21 protein-coding genes are annotated in these 19,352 nt (G+C 51.0%); 8 read left to right on the top strand and 13 right to left on the bottom strand.

Features of this window, described 5'->3' with window-relative positions:
• Positions 1-16 precede the first annotated feature (16 nt).
• The 4 genes from KIS77_11900 to rny all read left to right on the top strand — a co-directional run bounded on the left by KIS77_11900 (position 17) and on the right by rny (position 4,229).
• Positions 17-211 carry a hypothetical protein gene (locus tag KIS77_11900; GenBank protein MCW5923043.1) on the top strand — a complete coding sequence of 65 codons (195 nt, stop codon included), beginning with the start codon at positions 17-19 and terminating at the stop codon, positions 209-211.
• On the top strand, positions 186-1,748 hold the full coding sequence (locus tag KIS77_11895) for an N-6 DNA methylase (GenBank protein ID MCW5923042.1): 1,563 nt from the start codon (positions 186-188) through the stop codon (positions 1,746-1,748). The genes KIS77_11900 and KIS77_11895 overlap by 26 nt, the downstream gene beginning before the upstream one ends.
• A 302-nt stretch (positions 1,749-2,050) precedes the next feature.
• Positions 2,051-2,323: a cell division protein ZapA gene (locus KIS77_11890; protein ID MCW5923041.1), complete on the top strand. Its 273-nt coding sequence runs from the start codon at positions 2,051-2,053 to the stop codon at positions 2,321-2,323.
• 238 nt (positions 2,324-2,561) lie between these two features.
• Positions 2,562-4,229, top strand: coding sequence for a ribonuclease Y (gene rny, locus KIS77_11885; protein ID MCW5923040.1), 1,668 nt, complete (start codon positions 2,562-2,564; stop codon positions 4,227-4,229).
• 106 nt (positions 4,230-4,335) lie between these two features.
• On the opposite strand, the gene KIS77_11880 is transcribed toward rny, so the two are convergent.
• From KIS77_11880 to KIS77_11865, 4 genes are all read right to left on the bottom strand, one after another.
• Positions 4,336-4,809, bottom strand: a complete 474-nt coding sequence (locus KIS77_11880; protein MCW5923039.1) for a GNAT family N-acetyltransferase — start codon at positions 4,807-4,809, stop codon at positions 4,336-4,338.
• Between the two features lie 41 nt (positions 4,810-4,850).
• Positions 4,851-5,702: a hypothetical protein gene (locus tag KIS77_11875; GenBank protein MCW5923038.1), complete on the bottom strand. Its 852-nt coding sequence runs from the start codon at positions 5,700-5,702 to the stop codon at positions 4,851-4,853.
• Between the two features lie 68 nt (positions 5,703-5,770).
• Positions 5,771-6,598: a DUF2490 domain-containing protein gene (locus tag KIS77_11870; protein ID MCW5923037.1), complete on the bottom strand. Its 828-nt coding sequence runs from the start codon at positions 6,596-6,598 to the stop codon at positions 5,771-5,773.
• Between the two features lie 84 nt (positions 6,599-6,682).
• The gene (locus KIS77_11865; GenBank protein MCW5923036.1) at positions 6,683-7,945 is read right to left on the bottom strand and encodes a competence/damage-inducible protein A; all 1,263 of its coding nucleotides are present in this window, start codon (positions 7,943-7,945) and stop codon (positions 6,683-6,685) included.
• 211 nt (positions 7,946-8,156) lie between these two features.
• Between KIS77_11865 and KIS77_11860 the strand changes: the two genes are divergently transcribed.
• Positions 8,157-8,522, top strand: coding sequence for a hypothetical protein (locus tag KIS77_11860; protein MCW5923035.1), 366 nt, complete (start codon positions 8,157-8,159; stop codon positions 8,520-8,522).
• A 451-nt stretch (positions 8,523-8,973) separates the two neighbouring features.
• On the opposite strand, the gene KIS77_11855 is transcribed toward KIS77_11860, so the two are convergent.
• Positions 8,974-9,411 (bottom strand): LytTR family transcriptional regulator, encoded by a 438-nt coding sequence (locus KIS77_11855; GenBank protein MCW5923034.1) that lies wholly within the window; start codon positions 9,409-9,411, stop codon positions 8,974-8,976.
• 258 nt (positions 9,412-9,669) lie between these two features.
• On the opposite strand from KIS77_11855, the gene KIS77_11850 reads away from it, so the two are divergent.
• Complete coding sequence (locus KIS77_11850) at positions 9,670-11,223, top strand: hypothetical protein (protein MCW5923033.1); 1,554 nt, start codon at positions 9,670-9,672, stop codon at positions 11,221-11,223.
• Positions 11,224-11,232: 9 nt separating this feature from the next.
• On the opposite strand, the gene KIS77_11845 is transcribed toward KIS77_11850, so the two are convergent.
• The 3 genes from KIS77_11845 to KIS77_11835 form a co-directional block, all read right to left on the bottom strand.
• Positions 11,233-11,436, bottom strand: coding sequence for a pinensin family lanthipeptide (locus KIS77_11845; protein MCW5923032.1), 204 nt, complete (start codon positions 11,434-11,436; stop codon positions 11,233-11,235).
• A gap of 152 nt (positions 11,437-11,588) precedes the next feature.
• The gene (locus KIS77_11840; GenBank protein MCW5923031.1) at positions 11,589-12,050 is read right to left on the bottom strand and encodes a RecX family transcriptional regulator; all 462 of its coding nucleotides are present in this window, start codon (positions 12,048-12,050) and stop codon (positions 11,589-11,591) included.
• A 24-nt stretch (positions 12,051-12,074) separates the two neighbouring features.
• Positions 12,075-13,511 carry a hypothetical protein gene (locus KIS77_11835; protein MCW5923030.1) on the bottom strand — a complete coding sequence of 479 codons (1,437 nt, stop codon included), beginning with the start codon at positions 13,509-13,511 and terminating at the stop codon, positions 12,075-12,077.
• A gap of 50 nt (positions 13,512-13,561) precedes the next feature.
• Here KIS77_11835 and aroQ point away from each other — a divergent pair, with 50 nt between their 5' ends.
• A complete protein-coding gene (gene aroQ, locus KIS77_11830; GenBank protein ID MCW5923029.1) occupies positions 13,562-13,990 on the top strand; it encodes a type II 3-dehydroquinate dehydratase in 429 nt (142 codons plus the stop codon).
• A 10-nt stretch (positions 13,991-14,000) separates the two neighbouring features.
• Here aroQ and KIS77_11825 read toward each other — a convergent pair whose 3' ends face one another.
• Positions 14,001-15,530, bottom strand: coding sequence for a hypothetical protein (locus tag KIS77_11825; GenBank protein ID MCW5923028.1), 1,530 nt, complete (start codon positions 15,528-15,530; stop codon positions 14,001-14,003).
• 103 nt (positions 15,531-15,633) lie between these two features.
• Positions 15,634-16,896, bottom strand: coding sequence for a methionine adenosyltransferase (gene metK / locus KIS77_11820; protein ID MCW5923027.1), 1,263 nt, complete (start codon positions 16,894-16,896; stop codon positions 15,634-15,636).
• Positions 16,897-17,187: 291 nt separating this feature from the next.
• Here metK and KIS77_11815 point away from each other — a divergent pair, with 291 nt between their 5' ends.
• Positions 17,188-18,141 (top strand): MarR family transcriptional regulator, encoded by a 954-nt coding sequence (locus KIS77_11815; GenBank protein ID MCW5923026.1) that lies wholly within the window; start codon positions 17,188-17,190, stop codon positions 18,139-18,141.
• A 6-nt stretch (positions 18,142-18,147) separates the two neighbouring features.
• Here the strand turns inward: KIS77_11815 and KIS77_11810 are convergent, their stop codons facing one another.
• The 3 genes from KIS77_11810 to KIS77_11800 are packed head-to-tail and all read right to left on the bottom strand — an operon-like array spanning position 18,148 to position 19,208.
• On the bottom strand, positions 18,148-18,363 hold the full coding sequence (locus KIS77_11810; GenBank protein ID MCW5923025.1) for a hypothetical protein: 216 nt from the start codon (positions 18,361-18,363) through the stop codon (positions 18,148-18,150).
• 25 nt (positions 18,364-18,388) lie between these two features.
• Entirely contained in the window at positions 18,389-18,871 is a 483-nt protein-coding gene (locus KIS77_11805) for a hypothetical protein (protein MCW5923024.1), read from the bottom strand.
• Positions 18,837-19,208: a hypothetical protein gene (locus KIS77_11800; GenBank protein ID MCW5923023.1), complete on the bottom strand. Its 372-nt coding sequence runs from the start codon at positions 19,206-19,208 to the stop codon at positions 18,837-18,839. Before KIS77_11800 ends, KIS77_11805 begins: the two co-directional genes overlap by 35 nt.
• Positions 19,209-19,352: the final 144 nt, after the last annotated feature.

The raw sequence follows: 19,352 nt of genomic DNA, 5'->3' as shown, positions 1-19,352 counted from the left end.
ACTTGGGCACGGGCAAGTGCGCCTCAATTACACTATCAATCAGGTTTGGGAGGAGATTGACTGGGAAAGACCGTACAAGGAGTTTTTCGATATTTTCTGCGATTTGGCAATGATGCACTACCGCCGCGTGAAAGCCGACGCGGATACCCGAATAAAATCAATTGAAGACTTCAAAAAGAGCGACTATGCCTGCTTCCGCTTTTCAAAATAGCAATCAACTCCAAATTGGGGCAATCTTCACCCCTTTGGAGTGGGCGGAGTTTGCCATTCGCCAATTTGATTTGTTTGAAAAATGGATGTCGGGCAAAACCATTTTCGACCCCACTATGGGCGAGGGAAATTTGCTCGAAGCGTTGGTCAAAACAGGTTTGAAAAAAGGCTTCCGGCTGGAGGATTTGCCTGTCAACAGGCTTTTTGGAGCGGAGTTGAACAGCGATTATTTCGAGCGTTTTTTCCTGAAAATGAAAACTTTGTACGGCTTGGAAATGCCCCGCGAAAATTTCAAAAACGCCGATATTTTCTTTTTGGAACAAGAACAACAATTCGACATCCTCTTCGGAAACCCGCCTTGGCAGAATTTTACGGATTTGCCCGAAACCTGCAAACAACGCCTCAAGCCCAAGTTCTTTGAATACGATTTGGTCGGCAACGCGCAAGACCTTTTGCTCGGCGGCTCACGCATAGACTTGGCAGCCTTGGTGATTCAAAAAACGATTGAAAAAAACTTGAAAAAGAGCGGCGAGGCTGTGTTTTTCATGCCACTCTCGCTATTGCTCAACGACGGCGCAAACAAACACTTCCGAACTTACCGGGTGAACGGGACGCACTTTCGCATCGAGAGCGTGTTTGATTTCAACGACGCGCCTGTGTTCGAGGGCGTGGCTACCCGGCATGGTCTGGTCAAGTTTGTGCGAGATATCCGGCAAGGTTTCCCAATACCTTTCAAGCGTTGGGGAAATGGCGTTTGGGTGGATTATGTCGCCAAGCCAGCATTTCATCCCAACGACCCGCTGAGCGTTTCGGCTTTGGAAGAAGAAGATTTGATGTCTGATTTTGAGCCGATTGTTTTGCCAAAAACCGCTACCCCGCGACAAGGGGTGAATGCTTGCGGTGCGAATGACTGGTTCTTTTTTGAGGATTGCGAACTGCTAGACGAATATCTATGCAAAGTTACGGTCAACAAAAAATCGGCTTCCAATGGCGATAGAAAAGTAGTGTTGCCCCGCCGCTACGTTTATCCTTTACTGACCGCCAAAAACTTTCGGGAAGCAAAACCCCAAGTACGCAAATGGGTACTTCTGCCTTATTCGCCGAACGGAAAGCCCTTGGAACCTCGTCAAGTTTTGGCAGACAAATACCTTTCAAAATACCTGTTGGACAACCGAAAACACCTCGAAAGCCGAAAAGGAACTATGCTCTCAGCTTGGCTTAACAAAGGTTATTGGTACGCTTTACTGGGCGTGGGCGATTACAATTTTTATCCTTGGAAAATCGTGTGGGAGGCTTACGGCAAAACCTCATTCGAGCCGCGCATTTTCGAGGGACATTGGCAGGCCAACCAATCTTTGCAAGCCTACATCCCCATGAAAAGCCGTCAAGAAGCAGAGGAGATTTTGGAAAAACTCCGCGACAAACGCATTGAAAACTACCTTCGCTCCCTCAAAATGGAAGGCACCATGAATTGGGCGCAACCTGGAAAAATCAAAAAACTAGTCAGATTTCAAGAGGAGGCACCGACCCTCTTTTGACCAAAATACCCCCAAGGCCACGACATTGACAGCCTCATGCAGCAATTGCAGCAGGCGTTTGAAACAAAGTTGAACGCGACGATAAGGAAAGGAGGGGTTTGAGGAGTTCGAGTGGTTTGAAGAGTTTGAGGGGTTTGTTTTTCTCAAAAATACCCAAATTCCTCTAAGTCTTTCTAAACCATTACTCGTAAAAAGGCGCGGTTTTTGAAAATAGGGTGCTAACGAGATAACACGCTCAATGTGACACCGTTATTTGGCACATTCAGCATTTTCCAATTATCACTCTAATCAATAATCCGGCCATGGCAACCGAGCAAGCATATCATACCATACCAGTCACCGTCCTGATAGGCGGACGGCCTTATTTGCTGAAAATCAATGCGGCAGACGAGGCGCTCGTACATCGGCTCGCCAAGGAAATCAACGATAAAACGGCCAATTTCAAATCGGCCCAGCCATCGAAAGATACACAGGACTGCCTCGCTATGGCGCTGCTCACCTACGCCGTCGAATTGCACCGCAGCCGCCGTCAGGCTACTGTCAAGCCTTCTGAGCGGCAGTTGCAGACGGTGTAAAGCCCTTCTTCCTCTTTCCTTTTTTTGTCGCGTTCCTGCCATTTTTGCAAGAAACCGCCCACTTTATCTGAGGCGTGTTTCCGCAGAATTTGCCATGTTGTCTTGTCATTGCAAGCAAAATGACAAAAACAGCATGACATAGCCATACATTTACGGCGCGGCAAAACGAATAACACTTTGCGCTGCTCATCGGCGCGATTCACGCATAACTACGTTAACCACTTAATTGTCACTCAATATGGAAATAATAATAGGATTGGTAGGGCTGGTCGTTGGTGGCGTCATTGCATACTTTCTCGCTTCACAGAGCAACAAAAAGCAAGTAGAGGAGAGCAACCGCCAAGCTGACCTCGTCATCAAAGAGGCTCGCCTCACCGCCAAACGCCTCGAAGACGAGGCTACCGTGAAAGCGGAGAAAATTGTCGGCAAAGCAGAGGCAGAAAACGAGCGCATCAAGCAGCAGAAAATTCAGGAGGCCAAAGAACGATATGCCCAAATGCGACAGGAGCTAGAGGAGGAAAAGACACGGCATCAGTTGAAGATGAAAGAGATGGAAATGGAGGTGATGTCGAAGCAAAAGGATTTGAAAGTGGAGCAAGACCTCTTTCAAAGTCGAATAGATGAGGTGGAGGCGCGCAAGACAGAGCTGGACAACCGAGAAATGGAGCTCGACACCCTGCGCGAAAACTTGGACAAACAACTCAAAATCGTGGCCAAGAAACGGGAGGAGCTCGACGCGGCGAATGAGGAACGCATCAAGGCGCTTGAAAGTATCGCCAAACTATCGCAACAGGATGCCAGAGACCAACTGCTCGAACAGGTGCGTGCCAAAAGCGAGACGGAGGTCATGTCCATCGTGAAAGATGCCGTGAGCCAAGCCAAACTGACTGCCTCGAAAGAAGCAAAAAAGATTGTGATTCAGACGATTCAACGGATGGCTGCCGAGTTCACCATCGAAAACACAGTCTCTGTTTTCAACCTTGAAAACGACGACATGAAAGGCCAAATCATCGGCAGGGAAGGCCGCAACATCAGGGCGCTCGAAGCAGCCACCGGTGTGGAGGTCATCGTGGACGACACACCCGAGGCCATCGTCATCTCTTCCTTCGACCCCATCCGACGCGAAGTGGCCCGCCTCTCCTTGCAGCGCCTCGTGGCCGATGGTCGCATACACCCTCAGCGCATCGAGGAGGTGGTGGCCAAAGTGAGCAAACAGCTCGAAGAACAGATTGTCGAAATCGGCGAACGCACCGTCATCGAGCTCGGCATACATGGCCTCAACCCCGCCCTCGTGCGCATGGTGGGCCGGATGCGCTTCCGCTCGTCTTATGGTCAGAATCTGCTGAAACACAGTATAGAGACTGCGGAGCTCTGTTCCATCATGGCCGCAGAACTCGGTCTCAATCCGAAACAAATCAAAATGGCCAAACGGGCTGGCTTGCTTCACGACATCGGCAAAGTGGCAGAAGAAGAAACCGAGCTCTCCCACGCACTTGTGGGCATGAAGATGTGTGAGCAATATGGCGAGCATCCGGTAGTGCTCAATGCGGTGGGCGCGCACCACGACGAGATTGAGATGAACAATATCATTTCTCCCATCGTGCAGGCCTGCGACGCCATCTCTGGCGCTCGCCCGGGCGCGCGCCGTGAAATCCTCGAAAACTATCTCAAACGCATAGGAGAGCTCGAAGACCTTGCCATGAGTTACGACGGCGTGGCCAAAGCATTTGCCATGCAAGCAGGACGCGAGCTGCGCGTCATTGTGGAAGCGGACAAAGTCACTGACCAATATGCGGACGATTTGTCGTTCATGATTTCGCAAAAGATTCAGGACGAAATGCAGTATCCGGGTCAGATTCGCGTCACAGTGATTCGGGAAAAACGGGCTGTGGCGTATGCGAGGTGATTTTTAGGGCTTTTTGCCACACAGGTCTTTCTTCGAATAAGTGATACGGGTCGTTCGGCTTTAAATCCGAACGACCCGTTGTGATTTTGATAATTCTGCAAGATTTTCAAACCCCGCTCGACATCAACAAATGCTTTTCGAAGCAAACACTATTTTCGACACCCATGTATTGGCCATAATTCGGGATACGGTCGTAGCCATTTTTTTGGTAGAGCGCGATGGCTTCCGGCTGCCGAAGCCCTGTCTCAAGACAACAGGAATGCGCGCCCAACTCTGATGCCCAGTGTTCCAATTCCGATAAAACGCTTGACGCAATGCCCTTGCCTCGTAGTTCTGGGGATACAAACATTCGTTTTACTTCCATCACCCCATCTTCCAATGGCTTGAATGCACCACAGCCGACAGCTTTGCCGTTCCAATAAGCGACCACAACATTTTTCAAACTATCAATTTTGTTGAATTGGGCATAGAAGGCATGGTCGTCGCCGTCGCGGGTGGCCAGTTCGGCATCAAGATGCCTCACGAGCGCCACGAAATCAGGATTGCTCGAATCCGTGCGTTTTATGAAGAGTGAGTTCATGTGTCGATGTATTCAAAATTTGCTGAAATTTGGCCACGTCACTATAAGTTTACTGCCTTCCCCTCCGCCAATTTGTCGTTTTTCCAGATGCCGCTGCGCAGCACTTGCCCTTGCTGGTTCTTGATTACCCCTTCTCCATTGCGCATATCGTCGCTCCAATATCCGTGATAGGTATCGCCATTGCGCCAAGTGTAGGTTCCGTAGCCTCTGCGCTTGTTGCGCACGAAATCCCCTTCATAGCACTCGCCTTCAGGGTAAGTATAGACACCCCTGCCGTGCTTTTCTCCCTTTTCCCAATTGCCTTCATAACGTGTGCCGTTCGCGTAAAAACCTATGCCGTAGCCATGTGGCTGTCCATCGAGCACATTGCCAAAATACAGAATGTCCACTCCAGAGGGGCTTTTCAATCTCAGTGCTGTTTTGCTTTGAAGTTCCTCCGATAACTGCTGTACTTGTTCTTTAAGGTCGGCAAGCAGTGCCTCTTTGAGTTGCAGCAAGCTGTCCTTCTGTTTGGCCAGCCCAAGATATTCGATGGCTTTATCCTGAACAGAATCGCGCAACAAAGCCATGTGCTGCTCTAAACCCCTCATTTGCCTGCGTAGCGCCATTACATCGTGTTGGCTCTGGTTTTCTTGCAATTGGCTTTCTCGCACCTGTTTTTGCAAAAAAAAGTTGTGCTCTCGGCGAGCCGAGTCGGTTTGCCGCACTGCCTCAATTTCTTTCAAGCGCGCCGCTCGAAATTCAGACGTGCCTATATCCGCTTGTAGCCATAAATCACTTGCGGCATCCCACTCTCTTGCCAGAAGCAGGCTATCGCTCAGCCTGATTTGTCGCTGCAACTCGGCATTTTGCAGCAAGTTGGTTAGCTCATTGCGTGCGCGATTCAATTGCATTTGTTGCCGCCAAAAAAGCCACAAAACAGTAAAAAGCGCCGCAAAAAAGACGAAAGGTTTTATCTTCATCAGTCAGTGAATTTTATGACGTATTGGTCGGGTTTGCCAATACTGGTGAGGTTGTCCACATAAATGCCTATCATGAGACCGCGCCCATGGTCAAATTCAAATCCGGTGGCGCCCCTAGTCCGAAAACGGTCAACATAACGCACCTCCGTGCGAATAGCGTCTAAAAAACGATACCCAAGTCCTACATAAAGGCGGTTCTGATTGAAAGTGTTTAACACAACGTTTTTCCCGAGGTTCAGCCCAATCTCGTTGGAGGCTGCGACATACCAAGTTTTGTCGTCGTAGAAGTTGTTGCCATTGATGATGTAGCGAATCCGATAGCGGAAGCGGAAACGAGAGAGGAAGCGGAAATCGTCGCGCCCGGGTTGTTCCTGCCACCGCAGCTCATACCGATAGCGCCAAGTATGCATCCATTTGCCATTCGCGGCACGTTGGTGATGGAAAAACTGAAAGGTGGTGCGCAGCTCGTAGTAATCGGGACGCAACAGGTCCGACTCCTTTCCGAGGTATTCGTTGGTGTGCATGTAGCCCAGCGGCGAGATGGATAGTCGCGCGTTTTTTGAAAACTGATAATGCACCCACGGGCGGATACTTTCTCGCAGAGGTTCGGCAAACATATTGCGGTCGTTGAGACCCGATTTGCGGCGATACACAAAATCCAGGCCCACGCCCCATTGCTGGCGCTTATCCAATTGATTGATTTCGGTTTTGCTCCAAAATACGGTGTGAGGATATATGACCTTGCGGTCTTGTGCATGAAGCGGGACGAAAAAAGCCATGAACAGCAACGTCGCACACAAGATGTTAGCCTGAATGGGAAGGCGCATTGGAATATAGATGTTTGAGTTGTAACGCAACAAAGGTACCCCATTGACACGAACCAAATCCCCATTTTGGATTAGGTAACGGCTTCATACCTCGCCCAACAAGAACCGTCGCACCAGATTGAGGGCATACACGCCTGTCAATTGGATGTTTTTGAGCCGGTCTCGACCAAAGAGATGTTTGCGTGTCACGGTCCGCTTGCCATCGCTCGCTGCCATCCATACTGTGCCTACCGGCTTATCGGGTGTGCCGCCACTTGGCCCGGCAATGCCTGAAATAGCGAGCGCCACATCCACGCCCAAGGCTTGGAGAGCGCCTTGAGCCATTTCGCGTACTGTTTCTTCGCTCACCGCGCCAAATCGGGTGAGCGTCTCTGGCTGCACACCCAGCATTTTGGTCTTCATTTCATACGAATATGTGATGACAGACCCTGGGAAATAGGCTGACGAACCGGGGATAGTCGTAATCAGATGTGCCACATATCCCCCGGTACAGCTTTCCGCCGTGCCGAATTGCTTGCCCTGTGCCGTCAAAATTTTTCCCACCACTTGTGGCAACGAGTCGTCGTCATATCCATACACAAGGTCGGGGAGAATAGCGGCCAACTCCACGATTTTCGCATTCAGCTCTGCCTCAATCTGCGCTTCCGTCTCAGGCGTTACACTCCCTTCCCACATATCGGTCAGGCGCAACCGAACCTGACCAAGCGAAGGAAGATACGCCAACTTGATATGAGGCGGCAGGGTGTCTTCAAAATCCTTGATGCGAAGAGCGATGGCACTTTCTCCTTCTCCGGCGGTGAGCAAGGTGCGGTGTTTGACGGGGTGCGTGGGGAAGGTGGCGAGCAGCCGAGGGATGACCTCGTGAGTCATCAAGTATTCCATTTCAAAGGGCACGCCCGGGAGCGACACAAACACTTTTCCGTCGCGCTCAAACCACATTCCCGGCGCTTGCCCGACTTTGTTGGGCAACAGCACCGCCTTGTCGGGAAGCGTGGCTTGACCAACCATAGCAGGCGATACAGGACGACCTATTTTATTGAAATAGGCCACGATGCGGTCGTAAGTTTCTTGATGAAAAACCATCCGGGCATCAAAAATCTCTGCGAGCGTAGTCTTGGTCACATCATCTTTCGTGGGGCCAAGCCCCCCTGTCATTATCACCACATCGGCATCGGAAGCCGCGCGTTCAAGCGCCTGAGCAATGGCTTCGCGGCTGTCGCCCACGCTGCTTTTTCCCGTCACGCGAATACCTCGCAGCGTGAGTTCGCGGCCCATCCAAGCAGAGTTGGTGTCCACGATTTGGCCGATGAGAATTTCGTCGCCAATGAGAATGAGGTGTGCAGTCATATTTTGATACAGATTGACAGTTTGTTCGTTTTACGCAGGCAGGTTCTCGTCGCCTGTTTTTTCATTGAAAACATTTTGTTTTGCCACAAAAACAAATTTGAAGTAAAAGCCGCTTATTTTTGCCCGTTTTCCAGCAAAAATGACCTACGACGAATTTGGTTTTGAAGAATCAGTGCCTCAACCGGAATTGCCTGCCAAACCGCACGTCCCTATGCGACAGCAATTTCCAGCGGCTGGCTCGGACTATCTCGGCGGCACGAGCGACGGCTGGGAATACCGCACCGTGTTTGGCGGGTCAAAGTTGGCCTACACTTACGACATGGTGAAACAGTTTCTGCGCGAGGAAGGTTACGGGGACATTCCGCTGCCTGAAACGGCAGAAGAGTTGCGCTTGTTCAAACGGCCACGAGGGCGGCAGCTGCAATTGTTTGCGGAGCGCGGCTATGTGCACAACCCCATCAAAATCCTTTTTCCCAACGACACACGTCAACGCAACACTTTGATTTTGTGTGTTTACGATGAGAAATCCCCTCAACACCTGTTGCGTTTTCACGGGGTGCGCCTGCACTCAAAATAAAAATCGCCGGTACGCGATTGCCGCGTCCGGCGCCAAACCAAACCCTTACTGTGTGTCTTTTATACCTTGATTCGCTAGGATTTGTTAGATGAACATGATTGATTTTCTTGATTTTTAGCAGATTGCGATTGCAGCCATGCCCAAAACCTAACGGCGCGAAGTATACCAACGCTGAAGCTTTTGTACCTTGATTCATCGGGGCTTGTCTGATATTCGTGATTTTGAACAGATTGCGCTTTAAACCATATTCAAAACTTGGTGGCGCGAAGTGTAACGGCTCCCGAGAGGCTCTCCAACACCCTCCTCGTCGGGACGAGGAGGGTAGAAGGAGTTGTGTTTATTTGCCTGGCTTCTGGGGCAATTCAAACACGGGTTCCTTTCGGATGTGGGGAGCGATTGCGGCCAAGGTGGTCGTTTAGAGGCAATTGGGGGGCTGCGCTGATAGTCGTGTTTATCCAAAATACTGTCGCAAAGCATTGAGAAAAAGGTCTTTTTGCCCAGCGGAAACCACAAGGGTGACACCGTTTTGCAAAACCACATGTCCTCCTTTTCCGCGCACATATCTTTTGATGTGTTTCAGGTGAATGGTGTGCGAACGGTGTATGCGAGCAAAGCCTTTCTCTGGCAGCATTTGTTCCACCTCACGCAGGGTGCGGCACACCAAAATCTGTCTTTTGTCCGTGAAATGCAGCAAGGTGTAGTTGCCGCTTGCCTCCAAGTAAGCGATGTTGCGTACTTTTTCAAAACACAGCCCTTCCATCGTGGGCAACACGATTTTCTTTGAAGCCTTTTTTTTGCTTCCATATTCCGGCATAAAAGCGACCGAACGGGTGCTGCTGTTAGGCTTGTTGGAGTCGGCGATGCTATGGATAGATACTGCGTTCAACATGACACGGATGGTTTACTGTTAAATAGACATCAGATGCGGTTGTCAAGGTTATACAGGCTCGAAAAAATGACGTTGACGTGATGAAATCACTGGTGTGTCCTTGCTCTGCTTGTGAGATTTGACAAAAATTTCTGAGACAAAAGTATCGGGCCTATTTGCTGTGAGCAATCCAACTTTTAGGCAAAAGTCAGGTTTCTAAGCGTCGTGCCGAGTTTTGAAAAATGCTAAAAACGCGACATTTTTGGCCTTTCAAACGTCATGGCTAAAACTCCGTCCGACAAATTGTATCGCCTCATTCGCTCGCTTTCGCCGACAGAAAAGCGTTATTGCAAGCTGTTCATGGGACAAAAAACAGATGGAGAGGGGAAATACCAATACCAGCAGCTGTTCGATGCGATGGCCGAGATGGAGGTTTTTGACGATGAATTTTTGAAACACAAAATCTATAAAAACCAGCAGCCTGAAGGGAAAAAATACTCCGAGTTGAAGGCTTATTTGTACGAAATGGTGCTTAAAAGCCTACAATCGTTCGACGAACAGCAGTCCGTGGAGTATCGGCTCAATCACTTTGTACAGAGCGTGGCGGCACTCTACAAACGCGGCCATTACGACGACTGTCGCGACCTTTTGCACAAGGCAGCCAAATTGGCGCGTCAATATGAAAGCTTCACGCACCTGCTCGAAATAATCCGTTGGGAAAAACAACTGGCATACACTCGCATGGACGTAGATTTTTTGCACCGTCAGTTAGAACATCTTCAGTTCGAGGAAGACCGGATTTTGGAGCAACTGCGCAATGCCACCGACTACCGCAGAGCCTTTTTTCAAGTGTACACCACTATAAAAAGGGAGGCGCAACAACGCGGCTTCGACCGCATGGAGCGCCTGCAAAGCCTTGTAAATCAGGGCGCTTTCAGCGACCCTGACCAAGCTGCATCGCACAAGGCAAGGGTCACGTTCTACCGCACGCTGAATCTTTACCACTACGCCGCGCTGGAATACGAGCAATTCTACGACACAGGGCAAAAACTCATTGCGCTGCTGGAGTCGCAGCCGCACTTCTTGCGCGAAAACATCTCCGACTACATCGCCGCCTTGAGCAATCTCATCTTATCCTGTGGCCTATTGCAGCGATACGACGAAGTGCGGGAGTGTCTTGAAAAATTGCGTGCTCTGACCCCTATCACAGAGGATGACCGGCGCAAAATCCACCGCCAGTACTTCACCAACAAGTTTGCCTTGTGCACTTATACCGGTGCGTTTGAGGAAGCCCGTCAAGAAATGGAACGGTGCCTGAATGAGGCTGGCGAGTTTGATTCGCACGACTATGAAACGGCGAGTTTTTACTTTCAGTTTTGCACGATTTGCTTGGGTTGCGGCGACTACGACCGCGCCTTGGAGTATCTGAACGAATGGCAAAACCAACCCCGCTCCGTCGAACGCGAGGACTTGCAAAGCCTGGCGCGAATACTGGCTCTTATCCTTCACTTTGAGATGGGAAACACTGTGTTGCTGGATTCGTTGTTGCGTTCCGCTACACGATTCTTACAAAAGAAAAACCGCCTCTACGACTTGGAAAAGCGGTTTATTCACTTTATGTCCGAGTTGGTGAGGCAGCCCAACCCACAAGAGCAACGGGCTGTTTTTCATAAAATGAGGGAGGATTTGCAGCGCCTCGCATCGAACAAAAGCGCCCAAACGGTGCTGCAAACATTTGACCTTGAAGCTTGGCTAAGCGCCAAAACAACAGGGCAAACGTTTGCAGCCACAGTAGCGGAGAAATGGAGACGGGAAATGAGGAAACAAACTTGACAATGACGCTTAGCCGCCAGCTTTGATTCCGTTGTGCGTCAGGTCGATCAACGCATCGGCGCGGGTGTCCACCGCTGTCCAACGAGTACGATAGGTGTACTGACGTCCCTTGACATAGTGGCCTCCTTTGAGAGAGGTCATAGATTCATCGTCCAACGAGGTGACGAAGCTTTGCACTTTGAGGTCGCTGAGTGTGAGTTTATCTTTTGCCATACGATAACAGAGCAGTTTGAAATGTGAACAATCGGAAAAGAAGCGAAAGTTAACAGCTCGCCGGGAGGTGCGGTTTACCAACTTTTTGGAAAAGTCAGGTTTCTAAGAGGCGGAATTTGGCGAAACAATCGGGGCGATGTGCGTTTGTTTTGTCAAAGATACCGAAAAACCAATTCCGGCTCAAACCCCGCTCGAATGAGCGATGCGGCTGTTTTTTCGCGTGCGTGTTCCTGACCTGCGTATTGGCGACTTTTTTTCTCCACCAGTTGCTTCAGTAATTTTAGATACTCGTGCTCATCAATCGAATCTAAGGCGCGGCGAATCACACTTTCATTTATGTCGCGCATCCGGAGCTCTTGGCGGATGCGGGCACGTCCCCAATGGTTCATCCGAAATTTCCCACCCGCGTAAGCGAATGCAAAGCGTTCTTCGTCGAAGAAGCCATCCCCGCTCAACACTTCGAGGATTTGGGCAGCATCCGCTCCTTTCATGCCCAGCTCGGCCAATTTTGCCCGCACTTCTTTGGGGCATCGCTCTCTATAAGCACAGAAGTGCTCCATCTTGGCAAGTGCCTCATCGGGGGTGAGTGGCCGATTTGAGCGTCGGGGCATCATGGTTTTGATAACGGTTGAGGGGGCTTATTGAAATCGGAGCAGCACCAATCGGAGCCGGTTGCGAAATTCGGAAGGCACCACGCACTCGCGGGAGCTGATTTGAAGGGCATCGCGGAAGCGCAAGCGCAGATTTTGCCCAATGGTGTTGATGATGCTATTGCGGTCAAAATCGCCTGTGGGCGCGATGACATACTCGCTGCAAGTGTTTTCGTATTTTATCTCGTCGTTGAACAACACATGCAAGCGGTCTGCCGTGCGGGCAAGGTAGAAAGACGAAAAAGTGCCACTGTCGTCTTGTGAGTATTGCTTCTTGTGCAGCACCGTTTTCCAATGCGTTCGCCCGTCGGGGTGCATAGCGACGATGAAGACATCGTCGTAGTAAAAATCCATCACCATGCGCATTCCTTCGCGCCAAAAACCCCTACCTGCCGCTGCGCCGCGTTGTATTTCGCGCTGTCTTTCTGCCACCATTATCACACCGCCATCTTGTCGCAGCACCAACTGCTTCACCTCGGCATCTTCTACGCCTTTTGTGTCGTCTGACACATCTTTCTGCCTCAGCACAGAGATGAACTTGTCGTCGAAGGATTCGTATTGCAACACCCGGCTGGACAAATCGCCGGGAGTGATGGCGAAGTAGAACACGCCGTTGGAGCGGTCGCGGTTTTTTTCGGCATAAAGCCCTGCCGCCACCAAACGCTGGTTTAGATTGTCGTAGATGAATCGCACATCGCGGGTCAAGTATTCGCCCAATGGAGCACGAGTGAAAATATCGGGAGCATCGCTCACGCGCAGGATGGTGAACTCGTGCGCTCCCAATTTGGAACGGCGGTTGTTTTTCTCATTCACAATAAACAACTCACCCGCGTTGCTCAACGCCAAACCCTTGAACCCATCCTCATAAAACTCCTCGTCAATAGCAACGGTTTTGTCCCATAGCACCTGCATTTTATCCAGACGGAAACAAGTGATTTCCAACTTGTTGCGCTCCGAAGTGTTGAACACGACAAAACAGTTCTTGTCATCACTGCTTGCTATCTCAAGCGAAGGGGGAGCAAAGGGACGTTCACCGTAATCTTTCACCAACATGCTGTCAATCAGATTGGCGCCCGGGTCGTACTTGTGGATGCGAAGTACCGCGCGGCCACGCCGCCGCACTTTGTGGATGATGGAAAAATCGTTCTTGCCGCCGACCACAGAAAGTATCTGTACCCCGCGCCGGTCCAAATCATCCAAGCCTCGCGTCCAAGAATGGCGCATCTGGTTGTCGAACGCCTGTACCTCAAAATCGTCGAATTTGTCGCGGAACAACAAAATCCGGTCGCGCAAACGCCCGATGAGCTCATAGCCGTAGTCATTGCGTATCGAAATGCTCTCCGAGATATGGACAGATTGCGTCGCGGCACCACAGGGACATGAACACAAGAAGAGGTACAGGAAAAGGCGTAGTATTTTGCTCATGGTCTCGATTTTTGAAAAAACCTTCCAAAATTCGGGAGAAATTTGCACTTATGAAAATTCTCATCATCAACGGCCCCAATCTCAATTTGTTGGGCAAACGCGAGCCGGAGATTTATGGCCACCGATCGTTCGACGAGTACTTCGGGGTGCTGAAGAATGATTTCCCGGGGGCCGACCTCGCCTATTTTCAAAGCAACCACGAAGGCGCAATCATTGACAAGCTGCACGAGTCAGGCTTTTCAGTGGATGGAATCGTGCTCAACGCCGGGGCGCTCACCCACACCTCTATTGCCTTGGGCGATGCCGTGGGGGCCATTCCCTCACCCGTTGTGGAGGTGCACATTAGTAATGTATATCGGCGGGAGGCCTTTCGGCACCACTCTTTTTTGTCGGCAAAATGTGTGGGCAGCATCATCGGCTTAGGACTCGAAGGCTACCGTCTGGCGGTGCAGTATCTGCTCCATCACGAGCGGACATGATGCGATTTGGCTACTGTTTGCTTTCCTCGGCTTGCTCACCTGCCAGCAAAAGATGTTCACGCATTTTCAGCCGGAACCGAATGATTGCCAAAAACGTCTCAAACTCTTTGGGTCGTGCTCTGGGCGGGTTTTGCAAATAATCACGCACCAAAGCGGCATGGGTCGCCTCACTTGGATTACAGTGGTACGCCGCCGTCTGGAGCGCTGAAGCAAAATGCCAACCGGGAATGACCCCGCTACCATAAGCAAGGCGGCGATATTGCTCCAAAAGACACTCCAACAAATTTATGGACCAAGGCTGACGATGCCCCTCCACTGCTCGCAGCGCTATCTGATTGTCATGCTCAATTACCAAGTTGTTTTGTCCGAAAAACACCATGGCCTTCTCCACAAAAAGTGCAAGAAACGCCTCCATTTCTTTGGTTCGCCACAACGCATGACGAAAATCGCGGGTGAAGCGCCGTAGCACCGCGCCTGTCCATTGCTCATCTTTGTGGCTGACGATGGATGATAACAGCGCATCCGCATTGTTCGACCTGTCGAGCGTGTCAAGTACGCGCTCGCATGACTGACCACTCAACAGGAGTAGCTGGGCGGGTGGAAGCAGGCGAAGCAAACAGCGGAATAGCGCCACACGCCAATCGTCAGAGGCATCCTTCGGCAAAAGCGCGAGCCATGGGGCAATAGCCTCTTCGGAAAGGTCGGGCAGTGTCTTTTTTAAAAAAAAATCGGCAATACCTCCATCCTGCGACAAAGCCGACGCGAGCCTTTCCCTGAAAAAATGGACGGTTGATGAAAAAAAACGGCTTTCCGGCAACTTCATCAAAACGATGGCCGCCGCATGGCGCACTTCACGGTTTTTGTCCAAAAGTGCCCTTTCCAACAAATCCTCATCCGTCGCTGACAGGCGAACTTGCAGTATATCAACGAATTGGGCTTTGTGGCCTGCTGTCTCCTGCGACCATGTTTTTTCGAGCCAAGCAAGTGCCAACAGGGGGTTGCGGGCACGAGTCAATCGTAGTAGTTTTTTGCGTTCCGCAAAAGTATTGGTGAGCCAATCCATTTCCTCCTCCCTGACCACTTCGCTCCATTCTGGGTTTTGGTGAGCCAGCCACTCGCCGCGCGTTCCCAATACAGGTCGAATTTTATCCACTAAATTAGCATCGCGGGCTGCCCGCTCCAGCAACTCGGGCAGCAGTTCGGGGGGCACAAAAAGATGGTTTTGAGCCGCCAGCTTCACAAACTCCGGCAGCGCATTTATATGATGCCCCGACAACAGAAACCACAGGTCTTTTGCAGCGGCATCGTTGCAGTACGTTGCCTCATCTGCTGGTGAGGAAGGAACAGTGGCGGATGGAGCGGCGACCGCGAGCAGGGAGGCGGCATGCTTCAACAGGTGAGTTGTTGCGAGTGCTTCCATAAGCGTTTGCGCGGGGTCGGGGGAAGGAGAAATGTTCAAGGGGGCCAAAGCCTTTTCAGGGAGCGGGTGGCGCTCCGTGCCGACGATGAAAGCTTTTATGATGGTTTGAAAAATGGACATGACCGGGCCGCAAGTTATTGGACTTGCGCGGGGACACAAAAAAAACAGGTGCCTCACTATCCGGTGAAGCACCTGCATCCTACAGGTTGGCAATCTTCGGGCATCAGTTCAAGCCAAAAGCCTTTTTGATGTCGTTCACCGCATCGAGTTTTTCCCAAGTGAAGGTCTCTACCTCGAGGGTTTTCGTGGAGCCGTTCAGGCCGATTTGAACTTTTTTCTTTTGCGGCTCGCGACCAAAATGTCCATAAGCGGCCGTTTCCGAAAAAATTGGGTTTTTCAAGCCAAAACGCCGCACGATGGCCGCTGGGCGCAAGTCGAAAATCTTGAGGAGTTTTTGCGCGATTTCGCCATCGCTCAAGCCTTTCACCTTGCAAGTGCCATAAGTATTGACATAAAGCCCGACGGGCTGCGCTATTCCGATGGCGTACGCGACCTGCACCAAAGCTTGGCTGCACAGGCCGGAAGCCACCAGGTTTTTGGCGATATGGCGTGTGGCGTAAGCTGCCGAGCGGTCCACCTTGGAAGAGTCTTTCCCGCTAAAAGCACCGCCGCCGTGCGCGCCTTTGCCACCATAGGTGTCCACGATGATTTTGCGGCCGGTAAGCCCCGTGTCGCCATGTGGCCCGCCTATGACGAATTTGCCAGTGGGGTTGATATAGTATTTGATGTCGGGAGTGAAGAGCCTTTGCACCCGTTTGGGCAGGTGCTTCTTCACACGCGGGATGAGGATTTTTTGCACGTCGGCGGCAATGCGAGCCTGCATTTTCTCCTCCGTGTCGAAATCGTCGTGCTGCGTGCTGACGACGATGGCATCAATCTTTTTAGGAACGTGCTTGTCGGTGTATTCGATAGTGACTTGGCTTTTTGCGTCGGGTCGCAGATACTTCATCTGCTTGCCTTCTTTTCGGATGGCCGCGAGTTCGCGCAACAGCAGATGGGCGAGTTCGAGAGCAAGTGGCATATAGTTGTCCGTCTCGTTGGTAGCATAGCCGAACATCATGCCTTGGTCGCCCGCGCCTTGCTCATCCTCGCTTTTTTTGCCCACATCCACGCCTTGCGCGATGTCGGGGCTTTGCTCGTGAATGGCGCTGATGACACCGCAGCTCTTGGCTTCAAACTGGTACTCGGCCTTTGTGTAGCCGATTTTTTCGATGGTGCGGCGAGCAGTTTCCTGCACGTCCACATAAGCTTTGGAGCGCACCTCGCCTGCGACTACGACGAGGCCGGTAGTCACCAGTGTCTCGCAAGCTACTTTGGATTCGGGGTCTTGCACCAAAAATGCGTCGAGGATGGCATCGCTGATTTGGTCGGATACTTTGTCGGGATGACCTTCTGACACGGATTCGGAAGTGAAGAGGTATGGCATTTCTTAATGAAAAATTATGAAATTATGAACGATAGTTGGTCTATCCCGAAATACCGGGATTGAATTTGACGAAACGAAAACCCATGTTCATGGGGAGGGCAGCGAGATTGTCATGTTTACTCTTGCGTTTCGCTCCATTGCTAAAAAGCGCCGCAAAGGTAGGGGTTGCCCGCCGAAAAAAGGAGTAAATGCCGAAGTTGCCTTGTAAAAGACACTCACGACGCGGTTCATTTTGCAAATTGAAAAAAAATCATTTGCAAAACAAGTAGTCAACAACGTAGTTTTGCAGACATGAAACATGCATCCAACATCATTGACGCGGCGGGGTATCTCGCCATTTCCACGCGCCTGCAACGGCTTGCCGACAATCTACGCAAAGACGGTGCCATGATTTACCAGCATTTCGGCATCGAATTCGAGCCAAAGTTTTGGCCTGTGGTGTACACGCTTTCAAAAAAATCACCGCTGGGGATTCTCGACCTTGCCACCGAAATCGGCTACGCCCATCCCTCGGTCATTGCTTTGGTGCGCGAAATGGAGCAGAAAAAGTGGATTCGCTCGCTCAAAGACAAAACCGATTCACGCCGCCGACTGCTCAGCCTTTCGCCGCTAGCGCTTGATTTGGTAGCGAAAATGGAGCCTGCTTGGAGCGTGATAGAAGCAGCCCTCGAAGAAATCTGCGAGGGGGCAACGCCCTTGCTCAAGGCCATCAGCGAGGTGGAGGCACGCCTTGAGCAGGAACGTTTTTTGGATGTCGCCAAGCGTATCGCCCGCGACAGAGCCGAGCAGTCCGTGCGCATCATTGACTATGAGCCGCGCCATCAAGCGGCTTGGGAGCGATTGAACCTTATCTGGATTGCGAAGGATTTTGAAGTGGAGGAAATAGACCGGGAGACGCTTGGCCAGCCAGAAAAGTATTTTCTCAGCGGCGGCGGGGCGGTTCTGCTGGCCGAAAAAGACCATGAAATCATCGGCACGGTCGCCTTGCAACCGTTTGGCAACGGGTCGTTCGAGCTGGCAAAAATGACTGTGGCAGAAAAGGCACGGGGGCTGAAAATCGGGGAAAAACTGGGTTGGGCGGCGCTGGAAAGGGCGCGAAAACTCGGCGCAAAACGGGTGTTTCTATATTCCAACACAAAGGCCTTTCAGGCCATCAACCTGTATTTCAAACTCGGTTTTCGCGTGGTGCCTTTGGACAGTCAAGAGTTCAAGCGGGCAAATATCCAGATGGAAATAGTGTTCTGAAAAGGGTCAGGAATGGCCCATGGAAGCGTCTTTTTCGACCTCGTCTTCCACCACTTCAAGCTCCCTTTCCAGCTCTGCCAACCATTCATCCAATTTGTCGGTGGCCATGTTGGTCAAACGGTCGAGCATTTTCCTTCCGCGCTCGGTGAAAAAGAGAAAATACACGGCCCCACCCGCTAAGGCACCCACCAATAACAGTCCGAGTGTGTTGCGTTTTTCCATGGTCAAGTTGTTTGTTCAAACAAAATCAGGAGGGTTGGATAATGTCTTCCGTTTCGTTGGGCGTGTCTGTCTTTTTGCGTTTCAGCTGGCTGCGCAAATCCGCCACGCCACTTCGCAAAGCGCCGTACAACTTGGCCTTCGACGAACGCAGCGATACGCCTTTTGCTTTTTTAAACAAGTTGGGCAGATAAGCGAGCAGCAGCGGGGCCACTATTTTAAGCAGCACCCGCGCACGGGTATTGCCCACCAGCAAGTCGGTGGCCACATGTAGCGGCCCCCGCAAGCTATTGGCCACCCCCGTTGCTACCGGACCGGGTGGTTCGGAGAGCCCAAGGAGCGACTGGGCAAAGCTGGAAGCGAGTTGACTTGGGCGAAGGTCGGAGCGGACTTCCTGCCAACTAGCGCGCAGGTCTGCTTGCTCCCGTTCAAGGCGAGTCTTTAGTTCGGCTTTTCGCCTTTTGAGTTCGCTAAGGTTATCCACTTGTGTTTTCGTCTTCAGTAGTTTCATCCTGTAACATGTTGTGAATGATTTTGGAACGGACCAGCGGCGGAATGAAGCGATAGGCAATCGCGGCCACGGGAACAAATATCAAGCCTGCCAACACAAACCCCCCTGCCCGATTGTCGAGATAATCGCCAAGCCACACAGCAAAGCCGATGCTGAGAAAAAACAGAATCATCAAGGAGAAAACGATGATAATCAACATACCAGCAAAGGCGGATGCGGCACCTGATATTTTTTCGGTGGCTGTGAGCGAGTAATACTCCCAGCGCGTCTCTATATGCTGAAGGCTTTTGTCGAGCAGGCGTTCAAAGGATGATTCCTGTTTGGGTTCTTCTGACATATTCGTGTGTTGGTATCAGCCTCTAAGGTATTGCGTTTCTTGCAAATCAAATGTTGCTCGCTAAGGGTTTTTTGTTTTTAAGCGCTTTGACAAAAAGAAACATTCTTTTAAAAACCCGAACAGCGAAAATGGCCGTATAGAGCA

The sequence above is a fragment of the Saprospiraceae bacterium genome (assembly GCA_026129545.1).
Taxonomy (GTDB): domain Bacteria; phylum Bacteroidota; class Bacteroidia; order Chitinophagales; family Saprospiraceae; genus M3007.
Note: the sequence above shows the minus strand (reverse complement) of the source record. Positions and strands in the feature narration are given on the sequence as shown.